This window comes from Kitasatospora sp. NPDC001175, from assembly GCF_053598215.1.
This window is the reverse complement of sequence record NZ_JBSFJU010000001.1, coordinates 401,077-417,619: the sequence shown is the minus strand read 5'-3', so window position 1 is coordinate 417,619 and position 16,543 is coordinate 401,077. Positions and strand designations below refer to the sequence as shown.

At 71.4% G+C, this 16,543-nt stretch carries 15 protein-coding genes and 1 pseudogene; 1 reads left to right on the top strand and 15 read right to left on the bottom strand.

All coding sequences use genetic code 11. The features are described from left to right. Window positions 1-136 precede the first annotated feature (136 nt). On the bottom strand, window positions 137-2,653 hold the full coding sequence (locus tag ACWDAK_RS01935) for an ATP-dependent Clp protease ATP-binding subunit (RefSeq protein ID WP_344634960.1): 2,517 nt from the start codon (window positions 2,651-2,653) through the stop codon (window positions 137-139). A gap of 600 nt (window positions 2,654-3,253) precedes the next feature. On the opposite strand from ACWDAK_RS01935, the gene ACWDAK_RS01930 reads away from it, so the two are divergent. Further along, complete coding sequence (locus ACWDAK_RS01930; RefSeq protein ID WP_427394642.1) at window positions 3,254-3,559, top strand: hypothetical protein; 306 nt, start codon at window positions 3,254-3,256, stop codon at window positions 3,557-3,559. 86 nt (window positions 3,560-3,645) lie between these two features. Here ACWDAK_RS01930 and ACWDAK_RS01925 read toward each other — a convergent pair whose 3' ends face one another. The 14 genes and pseudogenes from ACWDAK_RS01925 to ACWDAK_RS01860 form a co-directional block, all read right to left on the bottom strand. Then, window positions 3,646-3,999: a histone-like nucleoid-structuring protein Lsr2 gene (locus ACWDAK_RS01925; protein ID WP_344634958.1), complete on the bottom strand. Its 354-nt coding sequence runs from the start codon at window positions 3,997-3,999 to the stop codon at window positions 3,646-3,648. Between the two features lie 114 nt (window positions 4,000-4,113). Further along, window positions 4,114-4,650 carry an amino-acid N-acetyltransferase gene (locus ACWDAK_RS01920; RefSeq protein WP_344634957.1) on the bottom strand — a complete coding sequence of 179 codons (537 nt, stop codon included), beginning with the start codon at window positions 4,648-4,650 and terminating at the stop codon, window positions 4,114-4,116. 9 nt (window positions 4,651-4,659) lie between these two features. Further along, a complete protein-coding gene (locus ACWDAK_RS01915) occupies window positions 4,660-5,100 on the bottom strand; it encodes a BlaI/MecI/CopY family transcriptional regulator (protein WP_344634956.1) in 441 nt (146 codons plus the stop codon). Window positions 5,101-5,201: 101 nt separating this feature from the next. Further along, window positions 5,202-5,378, bottom strand: coding sequence for a hypothetical protein (locus tag ACWDAK_RS01910; protein WP_344634955.1), 177 nt, complete (start codon window positions 5,376-5,378; stop codon window positions 5,202-5,204). A 5-nt stretch (window positions 5,379-5,383) separates the two neighbouring features. Then, window positions 5,384-6,949, bottom strand: a pseudogene (gene lysX, locus ACWDAK_RS01905) (bifunctional lysylphosphatidylglycerol synthetase/lysine--tRNA ligase LysX); the annotation flags it as partial. A gap of 99 nt (window positions 6,950-7,048) precedes the next feature. Beyond that, window positions 7,049-8,479 carry a hypothetical protein gene (locus ACWDAK_RS01900; protein ID WP_427394643.1) on the bottom strand — a complete coding sequence of 477 codons (1,431 nt, stop codon included), beginning with the start codon at window positions 8,477-8,479 and terminating at the stop codon, window positions 7,049-7,051. A 216-nt stretch (window positions 8,480-8,695) separates the two neighbouring features. Beyond that, a complete protein-coding gene (locus ACWDAK_RS01895) occupies window positions 8,696-9,481 on the bottom strand; it encodes a hypothetical protein (RefSeq protein WP_344634952.1) in 786 nt (261 codons plus the stop codon). A 177-nt stretch (window positions 9,482-9,658) separates the two neighbouring features. Beyond that, complete coding sequence (locus ACWDAK_RS01890; protein ID WP_344634951.1) at window positions 9,659-10,447, bottom strand: type III pantothenate kinase; 789 nt, start codon at window positions 10,445-10,447, stop codon at window positions 9,659-9,661. Between the two features lie 27 nt (window positions 10,448-10,474). Further along, a complete protein-coding gene (nadC, locus tag ACWDAK_RS01885) occupies window positions 10,475-11,443 on the bottom strand; it encodes a carboxylating nicotinate-nucleotide diphosphorylase (RefSeq protein WP_344634950.1) in 969 nt (322 codons plus the stop codon). 126 nt (window positions 11,444-11,569) lie between these two features. Beyond that, on the bottom strand, window positions 11,570-13,246 hold the full coding sequence (locus tag ACWDAK_RS01880) for an L-aspartate oxidase (protein ID WP_427394644.1): 1,677 nt from the start codon (window positions 13,244-13,246) through the stop codon (window positions 11,570-11,572). 17 nt (window positions 13,247-13,263) lie between these two features. Next, the gene (panD, locus tag ACWDAK_RS01875) at window positions 13,264-13,737 is read right to left on the bottom strand and encodes an aspartate 1-decarboxylase (protein ID WP_344634948.1); all 474 of its coding nucleotides are present in this window, start codon (window positions 13,735-13,737) and stop codon (window positions 13,264-13,266) included. A 94-nt stretch (window positions 13,738-13,831) separates the two neighbouring features. After that, window positions 13,832-14,740: a pantoate--beta-alanine ligase gene (panC, locus tag ACWDAK_RS01870; protein WP_344634947.1), complete on the bottom strand. Its 909-nt coding sequence runs from the start codon at window positions 14,738-14,740 to the stop codon at window positions 13,832-13,834. Next, window positions 14,740-15,654, bottom strand: a complete 915-nt coding sequence (locus ACWDAK_RS01865; RefSeq protein ID WP_344635101.1) for a Rossmann-like and DUF2520 domain-containing protein — start codon at window positions 15,652-15,654, stop codon at window positions 14,740-14,742. The genes panC and ACWDAK_RS01865 overlap by 1 nt, the downstream gene beginning before the upstream one ends. A gap of 157 nt (window positions 15,655-15,811) precedes the next feature. After that, window positions 15,812-16,501, bottom strand: a complete 690-nt coding sequence (locus tag ACWDAK_RS01860; RefSeq protein WP_344634946.1) for a response regulator transcription factor — start codon at window positions 16,499-16,501, stop codon at window positions 15,812-15,814. Between the last annotated feature and the right edge of the window lie 42 nt (window positions 16,502-16,543).

Sequence of the window (16,543 nt, the reverse complement as noted above, 5' to 3'; positions counted from 1 at the left end):
CTCGGGCCGTGCACCCGGTACTCGCCCTCGCCGCAGAACCGGGCGCCGATCACCAGGTCGGCCTCGTCGAGCCGGGCCAGCAGGGCGGGGACGTACCCCGACCCGAAGGTCGGGGGCCGCGGCCCTTGGTGCGTTGTTACTTCGTCAGGTCCGGACCGGTCGAGGCGACCGCCGCCGGGGTGTCCGCAACCGGGGACTTCTCCTCGCCCCGGAAGGTGAACTTGGCTTCCTTGCCCTCGCCCTCGACGCCGACGACCACGATGTGGCCGGCCCGCAGCTCGCCGAAGAGGATCTTCTCCGAGAGGTGGTCCTCGATGTCGCGCTGGATGGTGCGACGCAGCGGACGGGCACCCAGGATCGGGTCGTAACCGCGCTTCGCCAGCAGCTTCTTGGCCTCGACGCTGAGCTCCAGGCCCATGTCGCGGTCCTTGAGGCGGCCGTCCACCTTGTCGATCATCAGGTCGACGATCTCGATGATGTTGTCCTCGGTCAGCTGGTGGAACACCACGATGTCGTCGACACGGTTGAGGAACTCGGGACGGAAGTGCTGCTTGAGCTCCTCACCGACCTTCGCCTTCATCCGCTCGTACCCGGTCTGGGTGTCACCCGTGGCCGCGAAGCCCAGGTTGAAGCCCTTGGAGATGTCCCGGGTGCCGAGGTTGGTCGTCATGATGATGACGGTGTTCTTGAAGTCGACCACGCGGCCCTGGGAGTCGGTCAGGCGACCGTCCTCCAGGATCTGCAGCAGCGAGTTGAAGATGTCCGGGTGGGCCTTCTCCACCTCGTCGAAGAGCACCACGGAGAACGGCTTGCGGCGCACCTTCTCGGTGAGCTGGCCGCCCTCTTCGTAGCCGACGTAGCCGGGGGGCGAGCCGAACAGCCGGGAGACGGTGTGCTTCTCGCTGAACTCCGACATGTCGAGGGAGATCAGGGCGTCCTCGTCGCCGAACAGGAACTCGGCCAGCGTCTTGGACAGCTCGGTCTTACCGACACCGGACGGGCCGGCGAAGATGAACGAACCGCCCGGGCGCTTCGGGTCCTTGAGGCCCGCACGGGTACGGCGGATCGCCTGGGAGAGCGCCTTGATGGCGTCCTCCTGGCCGATGACGCGCTTGTGCAGCTCGTCCTCCATGCGCAGCAGGCGGGAGGACTCCTCCTCGGTGAGCTTGAAGACCGGGATGCCGGTGGCGGTGGCCAGGACCTCGGCGATGAGCTCCTCGTCCACCTCGGCGACGACGTCCATGTCGCCGGCCTTCCACTCCTTCTCACGCTTCGACTTGGCCTGCAGCAGCTGCTTCTCGTCGTCACGCAGGGACGCGGCCTTCTCGAAGTCCTGCGCGTCGATCGCGCTCTCCTTCTCCCGGCGCACCTCGGCGATCTTCTCGTCGAACTCGCGCAGGTCCGGCGGCGCGGTCATCCGGCGGATGCGCATCCGGGAACCGGCCTCGTCGATCAGGTCGATCGCCTTGTCCGGCAGGAAGCGGTCCGAGATGTACCGGTCGGCCAGGGTGGCGGCGGCCACCAGGGCGGCGTCGGTGATCGAGACGCGGTGGTGCGCCTCGTACCGGTCGCGCAGACCCTTGAGGATCTCGATGGTGTGCGGCAGCGAGGGCTCGGCGACCTGGATCGGCTGGAAGCGGCGCTCCAGCGCGGCGTCCTTCTCCAGGTGCTTGCGGTACTCGTCCAGCGTGGTGGCACCGATGGTCTGCAGCTCGCCACGGGCCAGCATCGGCTTCAGGATCGAAGCGGCGTCGATGGCACCCTCGGCGGCGCCCGCGCCGACCAGGGTGTGCAGCTCGTCGATGAACAGGATGATGTCGCCGCGGGTGCGGATCTCCTTGAGCACCTTCTTCAGGCGCTCCTCGAAGTCACCGCGGTAGCGGGAGCCCGCGACCAGGGCGCCGAGGTCCAGGGTGTAGAGCTGCTTGTCCTTCAGCGTCTCGGGGACCTCGCCCTTGACGATCGCCTGGGCCAGGCCCTCGACCACGGCGGTCTTGCCGACGCCGGGCTCACCGATCAGCACGGGGTTGTTCTTGGTGCGGCGGGACAGCACCTGCATGACCCGCTCGATCTCCTTCTCGCGCCCGATGACCGGGTCGAGCTTGGCCTCGCGGGCGGCCTGGGTGAGGTTGCGGCCGAACTGGTCCAGGACCAGCGAGGTGGACGGGGTGCCCTCGGCGGGGCCGCCGGCCGTGGCCGACTCCTTGCCACCGCCCTGGTAACCCGAGAGCAGCTGGATGACCTGCTGCCGCACCCGGTTGAGATCGGCGCCCAGCTTCACCAGGACCTGGGCGGCGACGCCCTCGCCCTCGCGGATCAGGCCGAGCAGGATGTGCTCGGTGCCGATGTAGTTGTGGCCGAGCTGGAGGGCCTCGCGGAGCGACAGCTCCAGCACCTTCTTCGCCCGGGGGGTGAAGGGGATGTGACCGGACGGGGCCTGCTGGCCCTGGCCGATGATTTCCTCGACCTGCTGGCGGACGGCCTCAAGCGAGATCCCGAGGCTCTCCAGGGCCTTAGCGGCGACACCCTCACCCTCGTGGATCAGGCCCAGGAGGATGTGCTCGGTGCCGATGTAGTTGTGGTTGAGCATCCGGGCTTCTTCCTGAGCCAGGACGACAACCCGCCGCGCGCGGTCGGTGAACCTCTCGAACATCGTTTATCGCTCCTCAGAGCGGTCGGGCAGTTCGGGGACTGTCCCCGCCCTGTCCTTCCGCATGCTAGTCCCGCTCAGCGGCGCGGCTCACGGACTGCTCCTACTTGTGTGGGAGCAACTGCTGCGCGACCAGCCGACACCATTCCCAACCCGATGCTGGGAGACGGTGTTCCCACAGGTGGGCCCATTGCACCGGTTATCGCTACGCCATCGGCGAACAGAGCCTGCCGCGGGCGGAGCAACCGGTCTTGACAGATCGCACGGGCGGCACCACATGGCCCCGTCCACCTGCATTCATACCCGGTGTTCCGGCGAGATTCGCGCAGTTTCCGCATCGGCCGTGTTCGCCTCGCGAGAAGTCTGCCGACGGACGCCTCGCTGGGATCCGCCCGAAGTGACGGTGGATCAGCGGCCGCCGTTCAGGTGGCGCGGCGTGACCGCCCGGTACGTCCAGCGTTGCCCGGTCCATGACCGCCGTGCCGCCCCGGACGCCCCCCCGCCGGCACCGGTCCGCACCCGCGCCCCGGCCCGGCCGCGGATCTCGCGACGGCGTTGCCGGCCGCGGACCGGATCGAGCCGCGTCGACCGGTGGTGCCGGCCGTGCTGCGGCGCCCAGGCCACCTGCGGTGCCCCTGCGGGTCCGTGGTGGCCGTGGGCCACCCGGCGGCCTTCCCACTCGCCCAGGGGGCCGGCGAGGCCGTCCCCGGACCGCTGCACCGGCCCGGCCGGGGCGTCGAGCCGGATCCGGACCTCACCGTGCACGCCGGCGCCCGTGCGGCCGCCGGCGTGCGGCTGTCATGGCAGCGGGGCGCGGAGGTCTCCCCGCGCCCCGAACGGCGGTCGACCCGGCCGCAGGCCGTCCGGCCGCGACGCGGGCAGCACGGCCCGGGGCCGGGCCCGCGCTAGCCCCATCCGCCGTGCCCGCCGGACTGCCTGGCGGACGCCAGCGCCAATGACCCGCAGGGTCCGGCGCCGGCCCGCTGACGGCCCGGTCAGGAGGCGTTGGCCGCCTCGTACGCCTCTCGGACGTTGCTCGGCACCCGGCCGCGGTCGTTGACCTCGTAGCCGTTCTCCTTGGCCCACGCGCGGATCTTCGCGGTGTCCGGAGCGCCGGCCGCCGCCGGGCGGCCCGCGCCGCGGCCGGTGCCGCGACGGGCGGTGGTGAGGCGGCCGCTCTGCTTGCGACCCTTCTCGACGTACGGAGCCAGCAGACCGCGGAGCTTGTCCGCGTTGGTGCTCTTCAGGTCGATCTCGTAGGCAACGCCGTCGAGAGCGAACGTCACGGTCTCGTCCGCCGAACCGCCTTCGAGATCGTCTTCAAGAATGACCTGCACCCTCTGTGCCACGGGCTTCCCTTTCCGCGTAAACGATCCATTGCCTAAGGAAAGGAAACCGCCTTTTCCCGGAAAACACAAACCCTTGCCGGTCGTGTGCTCCACTCCCGTCGCCACAAGCTCCGTTCAGAGGTGCAGCAGCATGCGTGAGTTGCCCAGGGTGTTGGGCTTCACTCGCTCCAGGTCGAGGAACTCGGCGACGCCTTCGTCGTACGAACGCAGAAGTTCCTCATAGACATCCGTAGCGATGGCCGCCGGGTCTGTCGTACCATCGTCGGTTTCGCCAACCTCACCGATCTCGACGAAACCGTGTTTCGCGAAGAACGGCACCTCGAACGTCAAGCAGAAAATCCGACGTACGCCCAGCCAGCGTGCGGTCTGCAGCAGCTTCTCCAGCAACTGGTGGCCGATACCGTGGCCGGTACAGCTCGGATCCACGGCAAGGGTGCGCACCTCGGCCAGGTCTTCCCACATCACGTGCAGCGCGCCGCAGGCCACCACCGCGCCGTTGTCGTCGCGTTCGGCGACCCAGAACTCCTGCACGGATTCGAACAGCGTCACGGTGGGCTTGTCGAGCAGAATGCCGTCGCGCGAGTAGGCGTCGATGAGCCGTCGTACTGCCCGCACGTCAGTGGTCCGCGCCCGGCGGATGGTGACCTCCATGGCGGGACGTTATCGTGCCGAAGGCCCCGGGGTCCCACCGGTATCGGGATGCGGATCGGGAAGTCGGTCCGGTTCGGGTTCCGGACCCGGGAACAGGGCGGCCACCCGCAGTGCGTCGCGCAGTGCCTCGCGTTGCTCGGGCGACATCAGCCCGAAGAAGTGGACCAGGGCCGCAGCCGGATTGTCGCTGGTCGCCCACGCATCGTTCATCAGGGCGGCGGTGTATGCCTCGCGTGAGGAGACGGGTTCATATCGATACGCCCGCCCCACCTGCTCCCGGCGCAGCCAGCCCTTTCTGTAGAGCTTGTCGAGCACCGTCATGACAGTGGTGTACGCGATATCGCGTTCCGACTGCAGATCCTGCAGAACCTCGCGAACGGTGACCGGGCGGTTCCACTGCCAGACCCTGGTCATGATGTCGTTCTCAAGTTCTCCGAGTTGCCGCACCATAGTCCGGCCAGGATAGGAACTGATTCGGACAAAATTCGCGATTAACCAGCAAACCGGCGCGCCGCCACCCGGTGGGGTGACGGCGCGCCGGTCGTCGGGTCCTATTCGGCAGCGGGGGCGGCCGTGGTGGCGGCGGTGGCACGGCCGGCGAGCAGCTCGGCCGCGGCGTCCTCCTTGCCCTTCATGGCGCCGCCCTGGGTGCGGATGATGGCCCGCACCAGGAAGCCGAAGGCGATCGCCATGACCAGCGGCGGCACGATAGCTGCGACGTAATCCATTCAGATCACTCCTCGGTGTCCGACTCGGTTTCGCTCTCGGTCCCCGCTTCGGCCTTGGCGGTCTTCGCCTCGGGCTTCACCAGCGGGAAGAGCACGGTCTCGCGGATGTTCTTGCCGGTCAGCAGCATGATCAGGCGGTCCACGCCCAGACCCAGGCCACCGGTCGGCGGCATCGCGTACTCCAGGGCGCGCAGGAAGTCCTCGTCCACCTGCATCGCCTCGACGTCACCGCCGGCCGCCAGCAGCGACTGGGCGGTGAGGCGGGCGCGCTGCTCGACCGGGTCGATCAGCTCGGAGTAGGCGGTGCCGATCTCGGTGCCGAAGATCACCAGGTCCCACTTCTCCGCGACGCCCGGGACGGAGCGGTGCTGGCGGGTCAGCGGCGAGACCTCGGTCGGGTAGTCCTTGATGAAGGTCGGCTTGATCGCGTGGTGCTCCAGCAGCCGCTCGACCATCTCCAGGACGATCTGGCCGTGGCCCCACTCCTTCTCGTAGGGGATGCCGGCCCCGTCGGCGAGGCGGCGCAGCTCCTCGACGCCGGTCTCCGGGGTGATTTCGGTGCCCAGGTGCTCGGAGATGCCCGGGTAGACCGAGACCTCCGCCCACGGCTCGGCCAGGTCGATCTCGTGCTCCTCGCCGTCCGGGCCGATGCCCCTGACGACGGTGGTGCCGAGGGCGTCCCGGGCGGCGTTGACGATGGTCGCGCGGATCAGCTCGGCCTGGGTGTCGTAGTCGCCGTACGCCTCGTACGACTCCAGCGAGGTGAACTCGGGGTTGTGGGTCGAGTCCGCGCCCTCGTTGCGGAAGTTGCGGTTGATCTCGAAGACCTTCTCCGCGCCGCCGACCACCAGCCGCTTGAGGTACAGCTCGGGGGCGATCCGCAGGTAGAGGTCGATGTCGTAGGCGTTGATGTGGGTGGTGAACGGGCGGGCGTTGGCGCCGCCGTGCACCGGCTGCAGCATCGGGGTCTCGACCTCGAGGTAGCCGCGCTCCTCGTAGGTGCGGCGGATCGAGCGGACCACCTTGCTGCGCAGCTGCAGGATCTCCCGCGCCTCGGGGTTCACGATCAGGTCGACATACCGCTGACGGACCCGGGCCTCCGGGTCGGTCAGGCCCTTGTGCTTGTCCGGCAGCGGGCGCAGGCACTTGGCGGTGAGCTCCCAGCGGTCCACCATCACGGACAGCTCGCCGCGCCGGGAGGTGATCACCTCGCCCTCGACGCCCACCTGGTCGCCGAGGTCGATGTCGGACTTCCAGGCGGCCAGCCGCTCCTCGCCCAGCTTGTCCAGGGAGAGCATCACCTGGAGGTCGCCGGAGCCGTCGCGCAGGGTGGCGAAGCAGAGCTTGCCGCCGGTGCGGGCCAGGACGACCCGGCCGGTGATGCCGGCGCGCTCGCCGGTCGCGGTGTCCGGCTCCAGGTCGGGGTGCTTGGCACGCAGGTCGGCGATGGTGGAAGTACGGGGGAAGCCGACCGGGTACGGGTCGACGCCGGCCGCCCGAAGCCGGTCCAGCTTCTCGCGCCGGACGCGCATCTGCTCAGGAAGGTCGTCGGTCGCGGGAATGGCGGGGATCTGATCGCTCACCCCACCAGAGTAGCCACCGCTCACACCTTCCCCGCGCCCGGCTGGTCGGCTCCGGGCGGGCGCGGGGAAGGCGGGCGGCCCCGGGTGCTACGAGCCGATGGTGACCGTGGTCAGGTTGTCGCGCGGGTTCGGGTCGAAGGGCTTGACGGCGAAGGGCTTCTTCTCGATGTAGCTCCCCTGGTCCTGGAGCGAGACCGGAACCGGGACCTTGCCGGTGCCCGGGTCGAGTGCCAGCCCGAAGTCGAAGAGGTGCCTGCTCCCGGAGGCCAGCCACAGGCCGGTGCCGCAGCTGTAGTGGTTCGATGCCTTGACCAGCTGCTGGCAGCCTGCCGGGACCTTGGTGACGGTGACGCCCTTGGGCAGGGCCACGTCCACGAAGGTCTCGCCCTCGCCACCGCTGCGGAAGTCATTGAAGGAGGCGGGCCCGCGGTTGGACAGGCCGACCTGGAGGGTGCCGGCCTTCTTGGTGGCATCGGCCTTCCAGTGGGCCACCGCCTGGAAGTCGGCGGTGTTGGCGGTGTGGGCGTCCAGGCTCACGTAGGCGTCGGAGGGGTTGACGTCGGTGACCGGCCCGGCGGCGGGAGCGGGGTGCCCGGGCCCGCCTTCGACGGTGAGCAGCGGCCCCTTCCCCCGGACCAGCCGGTAGTCCTGGCGGATGCGCTTCACCGCGTCGCTCTCGCCGGGGGCGACCTGGATGTCCATGGAGTCCGCCAGCGCGGTGCGCCCGGCAGTGAAGGTGACGGGGTAAAGGTGCGCGCTCTGGCCGGGGGCGAGCGCGGTGTCGACGGTGCAGACCGCGGCGTGGAAGGTGGCCGGACCGCGGTCGGCCTCGATCCGGTCGCCGTACTCGCAGTTGCCGTACTTCGGGAACAGCAGACCGGTGGTCGCGGTGAAGACCACCACCAGGCGGGGTGCGGTGAGCTGGCCCTGGTTGGCGACCCGCAGGTCGCGGGTGAAGGTCCCGTTGACCTTCAGGTCGGGCTGCCCCTCGACCGGCTGGAGCTTCAGGCCGGTGCCGCCGATGACGACACGGGTGAGGGCCGCGGAACTGGTGCCGTCCGCGGTGGTCTCGGTGACCGCGAGCGAGCCCGAGGTTCCGATGGGGGCGCCCTTGGCGGTGGTGAGGTTCACGGTGAGGCCGAGCCCGCCGCCGGGACCCCACCAGGGGAGGCTTTCGACGTCGCAGGTGAAGACCCGGCCGGTGGCGGTGCAGGACGACGGTCCGGCGTCGAGCGAGGCGAAGTCGGCGACGCCGGCCAGCTGGGTCGTGTCGATGGTCAGCCGGGTCCGGTCGGGAGCGGCGGCGCCGGTCCTGGTGAGGGTGAGCTGCAGTCGCACCTGGGGCGCGGAGTCGTCGTCCGCCGCCACCGGGCGGAGCGCCAGCGAGGAGGGTGCGCCGAGCTTCAGCGTCGGCGTCGGCGTGGTCGCCGCGCCGGCCGGCCCGGCCGAGGTGGTGAGCGCGGCGATCGCCGCCGCCGTGGCCAGAGTTCCCGAGCGCAGTACACGAGTGGTCCGCACGATGGCCCTTCGATGGTCCGGGTGTCGAGATTTCGTGCAGAACATAGGGCGGTGCCGGAGGCGGTGCCGGGAAATCAATCGGACAGTTCGGGACAGGTGCGTCGGTTATGGCGACGGAATTTGCCAAGACTTGATCAGGTGTTCCTGATTCACCATCAGGGAGTCGACAAGTCGATGGGGGAGGCCGACCGGAGCGGCCTCCCCCTGGCGGACGGATCAACCGGTGCCGGTGGCGAGTTCGACGTCCTCGTCGGCGGGGAGCGGGGGCTGCGGCTGGGTCTGCGGCCGGGGCCGGCGGCCGAACAGCTCGGCGGGGGTGGGCATCCGGCGATCCTGGTGGGCCTGCGTCTTCTGTGTTTTCTGCGCTTTCTGCGGCTGGTGGGCCTTCTGTGGCTGGTGGGCGCGGTCGGTGGCGGGGGAGGCCTTCGGGGTGGGGGCACCGGCGGCGTTGCTCATCGGGATCCGTCCTCCAACTGGGATGGGGGTCACTGACACGGCGGGGGTTGGCTCGGCGGCCGGGCTCGGCACGGCCATGAGGTGGCGCTGGCCGGAGCCGAGTGCGAGGCGCTCGCGGACCTCGGCCTCGGCGATGGCGTGGCAGCGGCCGGAGAGCCGGGAGCGGCGAGAGCGTTCGGCGCTGCCGCAGGGCAGCCGGGAGAGCGAGCGCAGGGCGGTCAGGTCCTCGGGAGTCGGGAGGTAGCCGTCGCAGACGGCCCCCTCCAGGCGTTCCAGGTAGCCGGAGGCACTGCCGGGGAGTGCGGCGCGGTAGCGGGCCAGATCGGCCAGCAGGAAGGCGCGTAGCCTGCCGCCCTCCCTGACCGCCTCGTCGACCGCTTCGGCGAGGCGCAGTGCCTCCTGGACGTCCTCGGCCCACAGTTCCCCGAGCGGGGTCGGGTGCGGCGAGTGGGCCGGGTGGAGGGCTTGGGCGAGGGCGCGGCGCAGCACGCGGACTTCATCGGCGCTGAAGGCCATGCCGCCGCGCGACCCGTGTGGCGTAGGCATGGCTTGACATTACGTGGCGTACGTCTGATTTATGACGATTGATGTCGTGTCTGTACCGATTGGCCTATCTGGTGCTCATCTGACACGTGATCGGCACGCCGGCCTGCCGGTGCGGGGTCGCACCGCGGCGCCGCCGGACCGGCGGGCCGAGGTCGTGCCGTCGCGCCAACTCGGCGGTCAGCTGGGCCGGTTGCGGTCGTAGACCAGGCGCAGGCCGATCAGGGTGAGCCAGGGCTCGTGCACGTCGATCGCGGTGGCCTCGCCGAGGACCAGCGGGGCGAGCCCGCCGGTGGCGATCACCTGGACGTCCTCGGGGTCCTTGGCGAGCTCCTTGGCCATCCGCTCGACCAGGCCGTCCACCTGGCCCGCGAAGCCGTACAGGATGCCGGACTGCATGCCCTCGACGGTGTTCTTGCCGATCACGTTGCGGGGGCGGGCCAGCTCGATCTTGCGCAGCTGGGCGCCCCGGACACCGAGGGCCTCCACCGAGATCTCGATGCCGGGGGCGATCGCGCCGCCGACGTAGTCGCCGCGCTCGTTGATGGCGTCGAAGGTGGTGGCGGTGCCGAAGTCCACCACGATGCACGGCCCGCCGTACAGGTGGTTGGCGGCCAGCGCGTTGACGATCCGGTCGGCGCCGACCTCCTTGGGGTTGTCCATCAGGACGTGCACCCCGGTCTTCACCCCCGGCTCCACGATCACCGCGGGGACGTCGCCGTAGTAGCGGCGGGTCACCTCGCGGAGCTCGTGGAGCACGGCGGGCACCGAGGAGCAGATCGCCAGGCCCTCCACCCGGTCAGCGGCCTCGACGATGGGGTGCGAGCCCATCAGGCCCTGCATCAGCACGGCCAGTTCGTCCGCCGTGCGGCGCGGATCGGTGGAGATCCGCCAGTGCTCGACGATCTCCTCACCGTCGAACAGGCCGAGCGTGGTCTGGGTGTTGCCGACGTCGATGGTGAGGAGCATGAGGCGCTTTCTGTGAGGAAAGGGGGATCAGGCGCGGAGGTCCAGGCCGATGTCCAGGATCGGCGAGGAGTGCGTCAGAGCCCCGACGGCGAGGTAGTCGACACCAGTTTCGGCGACCTCGCGCGCGGTGGCCAGAGTCAGGCCGCCGGAAGCCTCCAGCCTGGCCCGTCCCGCCACCAGTGCGACGGCCTCCTTCAGCTGGTCGACCGAGAAGTTGTCCAGCAGGATCAGGTCCGCCCCGGCCTCCAGCACCGGCGGGATCTGCTCCAGGGTGTCCACCTCGACCTCGACCGGCAGCTCGGGGTACGCCGCGCGCACCGCGCGGAACGCCTCGGCCACTCCGCCCGCGGCCACCACGTGGTTGTCCTTCACCAGCGCGGCGTCCGAGAGCGCCATCCGGTGGTTGGCGCCGCCGCCGCAGCGGACCGCGAACTTCTCCAGCGAGCGCAGGCCCGGCGTGGTCTTACGGGTGTCCCGGACGGTGGCGCCGGTGCCCGCGAGGGCGTCCGCCCAGGCGCGGGTCGCGGTGGCGATACCGGACAGGTGGCAGAGCAGGTTGAGCGCGCTGCGCTCGGCGGTCAGCAGGTCGCGGGTACGGCTGCGGACCGAGAGGAGCACCTGGCCGGCCTCGACCCGGGCGCCGTCCTCGACGTGCCGCTCGACCTCGAACTCCTCCTCGCAGACCAGCGAGAGCACGGCCTCGGCGACCCGAAGACCCGCCACCACACCAGCCTGGCGGGCGGTGAAGTCGGCGGTGGCGACGGCGTCCGCCGGGACGGTCGCGACCGAGGTCACGTCCTCGCCGCCGGCCAGGTCCTCGGCCAGGGCCAGGGTGGCGATGTCCTCGATCTCGACCGGGTCCAGGCCGGCCGCCTCGAGCAGCTCGGCCAGCGCCGGGTCGAGCCCGGTCTCGTACGCCTCGCCGTCCCCGCAGGCGCAGCCGTCGCCGCAGCCGCCGGAGGAGGCCAGCGGGAGTTCCTCGTGGGAGTGGGTCATCAGTTGCTCCTTGCGTACCCCGGCGGCGCCGGGAGTCTCGGGCTGGACGTTCCAACCGGACGTGCTGGGTTGCGCTTCGGCCGGTGCCGCCGGGCCCGGTCGCTCGCGCGGCCGGGCCCGGCGCGGTTACCGGTCGGCCGAAGCGGCGACGGGGGTTCCGGTGTCGGGGGTGAGGGTGGTGACCAGGTGGCGCTGCCAGGCGGCGTCGTCGCGCTCGGGGAAGTCCTCGCGCCAGTGGCAGCCCCTGGTCTCCTCGCGCCGTGCGGCGGCCGCCACCAGCGCCGAGGCCACCAGGTGCAGGTTGGCGGCCTCCCAGGTCTCCACCCGGGGGTCGGCCGGCTTGTCCTCGGCGACGTGCGCCCGTGCCTGCTCGGCGAGCCCGGCCAGTCCGGTGGCGGCCTTGGCCATCGACTCGGCCGAGCGCAGCACGCCCGCGCCGCGCGACATCAGCCGCTGGATCTCGGCTCGCGCCTCGGGCGCCGGCAGCGGTACGGCGTGCGCCGCCCGGGCGGCTGCCACGTCCACCGTCCGCTCGGGCAGTTCGCCCGCGCGGTGCAGCTCGTCGAGGTCGGCGGCGATCCGCTCGGCGAAGACCAGGCCTTCGAGCAGCGAGTTGGAGGCCAGCCGGTTGGCGCCGTGCACCCCGGTGCAGGCGACCTCGCCGCAGGCGTACAGGCCGGGCACGGTGGTCCGGCCGCGCAGGTCGGTGCGGACGCCGCCGGAGGCGTAGTGGGCGGCCGGGGCGACCGGGATCAGCTCGGTCACCGGGTCGATGCCGTGCGTGCGGCAGGAGGCCAGGATGGTCGGGAAACGGGTCTCCCACATCTCGGCGCCGAAGTGCCGCCCGTCCAGGTACATGTGCTCGGTGCCCTTGAGCTGCATCTGCCGGGTGATCGCCTTGGCGACGATGTCCCGCGGCGCGAGCTCGTTCAGCTCGTGCTGCCCGACCATGAAGCGGTTGCCGTCCGCGTCCACCAGGTACGCGCCCTCGCCCCGGACCGCCTCGGAGACCAGCGGCTGCTGGCCCTCGGCCTCCGGGCCGAGCCAGAGCACGGTCGGGTGGAACTGGACGAACTCCAGGTCGGTCACCTCGGCCCCGGCGCGCAGCGCCAGCGCGACGCCGTCGCCGGTGGAGACCGCCGGGTTGGTGGTGGCCGAGAAGACCTGGCCCATGCCGCCGGTGGCCAGCACCACCGCGCGGGCCTTGATCGCACCGACGCCGTCCAGCCGGCCCTCGCCCATCACGTGCAGGGTCAGCCCGGCCGCGCGGCCCTCGGAGTCGGTGAGCAGGTCGAGCACCAGCGCGTGCTGGATCAGCTCGATGCCCGGGTCGTCACGCACGGCCGCCACCAGCGCACGGGAGATCTCCGCGCCGGTGGCGTCGCCGCCCGCGTGCGCGATCCGGCGGCGGTGGTGGCCGCCCTCGCGGGTCAGCAGGATCCCGCCCTCGGCGTCCAGGTCGAATGCCGCGCCGACCCCGATCAGCCGGCGGACCGCGTCCGGGCCCTCGGTGACCAGGGTGCGCACGGCCTCGGTGTCGCAGAGCCCGGCACCGGCGACCAGGGTGTCGTCCAGGTGCTGCTCGGGGGTGTCGCCCTCGCCCAGGGCGGCGGCTATGCCGCCCTGGGCCCAGCGCGTGGATCCGTCGTCCAGCATCGCCTTGGTGACCACCGTGGCCCGCAGGCCGGCCTTCCGGACGTTGAGCGCGACGGTCAGCCCGGCCACGCCAGAGCCGACCACGACGACGTCGGTGGTCGAGGTCCAGCCGGGAGCGGGGGCGGTCAGACGATGAGAGACGGGCATGGCGAACAGTTGCTCCTTCAGTGCGCGGCGGCCGCGCGGTCGGCCCCACCGTACGCGCCCTCGGCCCTGGCGGCCGGGGGTGCCCCCAGGTCGCCGCGGACCAGGCCGGAGCCCTCCGGGGCCTCGGCGGCGTCCGAGCCGAAACCGGTGATCTTGTTGTCGCCGTCCACGAAGACGACCTTGGGCTGGTAGGCCTTGGCCTCGGCGGTCTCCATCTGCCCGTAGGCGATCAGGATCACCAGGTCGCCCGGGTGGACCAGGCGGGCCGCGGCGCCGTTGATGCCGATCACGCCCGAGCCGCGCGGGCCCGCGATGGTGTACGTCTCCAGGCGGGCGCCGTTGTTGATGTCCACGATGTGGACCAGCTCGCCGGGGAGCAGGTCGGCGGCGTCGAGCAGGTCCTCGTCGACCGTCACCGAACCGACGTAGTGCAGGTCGGCCTGGGTGACGGTGGCGCGGTGGATCTTCGACTTGAGCATGGTGCGGAGCATGGGGTCACGCCTCCAGAGGTGAGTGCATGCCAGTGGTTGCTTCGATAACCGGGCAGTCCGTTACCGGACGGTTCCGTGCCGGCAGCCCATCCGCCTAGCGGCAGATGAGGTGGACGTTGTCGATCAGGCGGGTCGAGCCCACCTTCGCGGCGACGGCCAGCACAGCCTCGCCCTGAAAGTCGTCCGGGGCCTCGGTGAAGGCGTCCGGGTCGATCAGGGCGAGGTAGTCAAGGGTGACGCCGTCGGCGCCGTCGAGGACGGCGGCCGCCGCCTCGCGCACCGCCTTCGGGCCCTTCGCGGCCGCGTCACGGCCGGCGAACAGCGCCCGGGAGAGGGCGAGCGCCTGGGTGCGCTCGGTCTCGGAGAGGTAGCGGTTGCGGGAGGACATGGCCAGGCCGTCCTCCTCGCGCAGGGTCGGCACGCCGATGACCTCGACGTCGAAGTCCAGGTCGGCGACCATCCGCCGGACGATCGCCAGCTGCTGGGCGTCCTTCTCGCCGAAGAAGGCGAAGTCCGGGTCGGTGATGTGCAGCAGCTTGGCCACCACGGTCAGCACACCGTCGAAGTGCCCGGGGCGGGAGGTGCCCTCGAAGCCCTCGCCCATCGGACCCGCGCTCAGGCGCACCTGCGGCTCGCCGTTCGGGTAGACCTCCTCCATCGACGGGGCGAAGACCACGTCGGCGCCGTTGGCCTCGGCCAGCTTCACGTCCTCGGCCAGCGTGCGCGGGTAGCGGTCCAGGTCCTCGCCCGCGCCGAACTGCAGCGGGTTCACGAAGACCGTCACCGCGACCCGGCCGTCGTGGCCGACCTGCTTGCGGGCCGCCCGGATCAGCGAGGCGTGGCCCTCGTGCAGCGCGCCCATGGTCATCACCACGGCGTTGTCCACCGGCTGCTCGTCCGGCCAGAACGCGGCCTCGAAGTCGGCCACCGTGTGGGTCAGCTCCACCTTGCGGGCCTTCGGGGCCTTGGCCTGCTGCTTGCCTCGCTGGTACTTGCCCGCCATCAGTGTGTCTCCTCGTTCAGTACGTCCAGCAGCGCCGCCGCCGCTTCTTCCTTGAGTGAACCGTTGCGGACCGCCCGCTGCGCCGTGGCCCGGGCCATCGCGCGGTACGCCTGCTCGATGTCCGGGGCGGCGGTGCGGAGCTGGCCCAGGTGCCGGTTCACCGTGCCCGTGTCGCCCCGGGCGACCGGGCCGGTGAGGGCCGCGTCGCCGGAGCGCAGTGCGTTGTCGAGTGCCGCGCCCAGCAGCGGGCCCAGCATCTGCCCGGGAGCGGCGACACCCGCCGTGTGCAGCAGCTCCAGGGCCTGCGCGACCAGGGTGACCAGGTGGTTCGCCCCGTGTGCCAGTGCCGTGTGGTAGAGCGGGCGGACCTCTTCGGGGATCCAGGACGGCTCGCCACCCATCTCCACCACCAGGGCCTCCGCCACCGGCCGCAGCTCCTCGGGCGCGGTCACCCCGAACGGGCAGCCGGCCAGGCGGTCCAGGTCGACGGAGGTGCCGGTGAAGGTCATCGCCGGGTGCAGCGCCAGGGGCAGCGCGCCGGCTCTGGTCGCGGGCTCCAGCACCGCGACACCGTGCGCCCCCGAGGTGTGGACGACTATCTGCCCGGGACGTACCGCGCCGGTCGCGGCCAGGCCGGCCACCAGCTCGGCCAGTGCGTCGTCAGGGACGGTCAGCAGCACCAGGTCGGCGGCGGCCATCACCTGAGGGGGGCTCACCAGCCGTACGCCGGGCAGCATGGCCTCGGCGCGCCGCCTGGACGCCGTCGACACCCCCGAGGCCGCCACCACCCGGTGGCCGGCCAGCTGCAGGGCGGCCCCCAGGGCCGGGCCCACGCGGCCGGTGCCGACCACGCCGACGGCCAGCCGCGCAGGGCGGTTGCCGGGGTCGGAAGGGTCGCCGAAGGGGTCGGTCAGAACACCGAAGTCTGCGTGGTCGGACGTGCTCACGGCTCGGCCTTCGTCCTAACTCTCCGTTCCGGTCCTCCGTGGGTACCAGACGTACCGACCCATTCTACGGGCGGCTCCCGGGGAACCCTTCAGGGACGGCGGCCCCGGCCCCGGGGCCGCCCGGTCAGTCGGTGGAGCCCGCGCGGATGAGGCCGGCCTCGTAGGCGAGGACGACGGCCTGGACGCGGTCGCGGAGGCTGAGCTTGGCGAGGATGCGGCCGACGTGGGTCTTGACGGTGGCCTCGGAGAGGATCAGCCTGGCGGCGATCTCGCCGTTGGACAGGCCCTGGGCGACCAGCAGGAAGACCTCGCGTTCGCGGTCGGTGAGCGGGGCCAGCACGGTCGCGCCGGGTGCGGTCCGCGGGTTGGGCAGGACCTCCGCGAAACGGTCGATCATGCGGCGGGTGGTGGTCGGCGCGACGACCGCGTCCCCGCCGTACACCGCCCGGATCGCCGCGACCAGCTCGGTCGGCGGCACGTCCTTGAGCAGGAACCCGCTCGCCCCGGCCTTGAGCGCGGCGAAGGCGTACTCGTCCAGGTCGAAGGTGGTCAGGATGAGCACGTGCGGCGCACCCGGCAGCGGGGTGCCGTCGGCGTCGAGGCAGATCCGGCGGGTGGCCTGGACGCCGTCCAGCCGGGGCATCCGGACGTCCATCAGGATCACGTCGACCGGTGTGGTCTCCAGGATCGCCAGGGCCTGCTGGCCGTCGCCCGCCTCGGCGGCGATCTCGATGTCGCCCTGGGACTGCAGGATCATCCGGAAGCCCGTGCGGAGCAGCTCCTGGTCGTCCACCAGCATCACCCGGATGGTCAATGTCACTCCTGTTGTCGCCGTGGTCGGGGGTCCAGCGGGCCG

What these genes read in the sequence shown, in the direction of transcription:
- ACWDAK_RS01890 (WP_344634951.1), bottom strand. Translation starts at nt 10,447, where the DNA reads ATGCTCCTCACCATCGACGTCGGCAACACCCAGACCACGCTCGGCCTG.
- nadC (WP_344634950.1), bottom strand. Translation starts at nt 11,443, where the DNA reads ATGACCCACTCCCACGAGGAACTCCCGCTGGCCTCCTCCGGCGGCTGC.
- ACWDAK_RS01880 (WP_427394644.1), bottom strand. Translation starts at nt 13,246, where the DNA reads ATGCCCGTCTCTCATCGTCTGACCGCCCCCGCTCCCGGCTGGACCTCG.
- ACWDAK_RS01920 (WP_344634957.1), bottom strand. Translation starts at nt 4,650, where the DNA reads ATGGAGGTCACCATCCGCCGGGCGCGGACCACTGACGTGCGGGCAGTA.
- ACWDAK_RS01935 (WP_344634960.1), bottom strand. Translation starts at nt 2,653, where the DNA reads ATGTTCGAGAGGTTCACCGACCGCGCGCGGCGGGTTGTCGTCCTGGCT.
- ACWDAK_RS01910 (WP_344634955.1), bottom strand. Translation starts at nt 5,378, where the DNA reads ATGGATTACGTCGCAGCTATCGTGCCGCCGCTGGTCATGGCGATCGCC.
- ACWDAK_RS01895 (WP_344634952.1), bottom strand. Translation starts at nt 9,481, where the DNA reads ATGCCTACGCCACACGGGTCGCGCGGCGGCATGGCCTTCAGCGCCGAT.
- panD (WP_344634948.1), bottom strand. Translation starts at nt 13,737, where the DNA reads ATGCTCCGCACCATGCTCAAGTCGAAGATCCACCGCGCCACCGTCACC.
- panC (WP_344634947.1), bottom strand. Translation starts at nt 14,740, where the DNA reads ATGGCGGGCAAGTACCAGCGAGGCAAGCAGCAGGCCAAGGCCCCGAAG.
- ACWDAK_RS01915 (WP_344634956.1), bottom strand. Translation starts at nt 5,100, where the DNA reads ATGGTGCGGCAACTCGGAGAACTTGAGAACGACATCATGACCAGGGTC.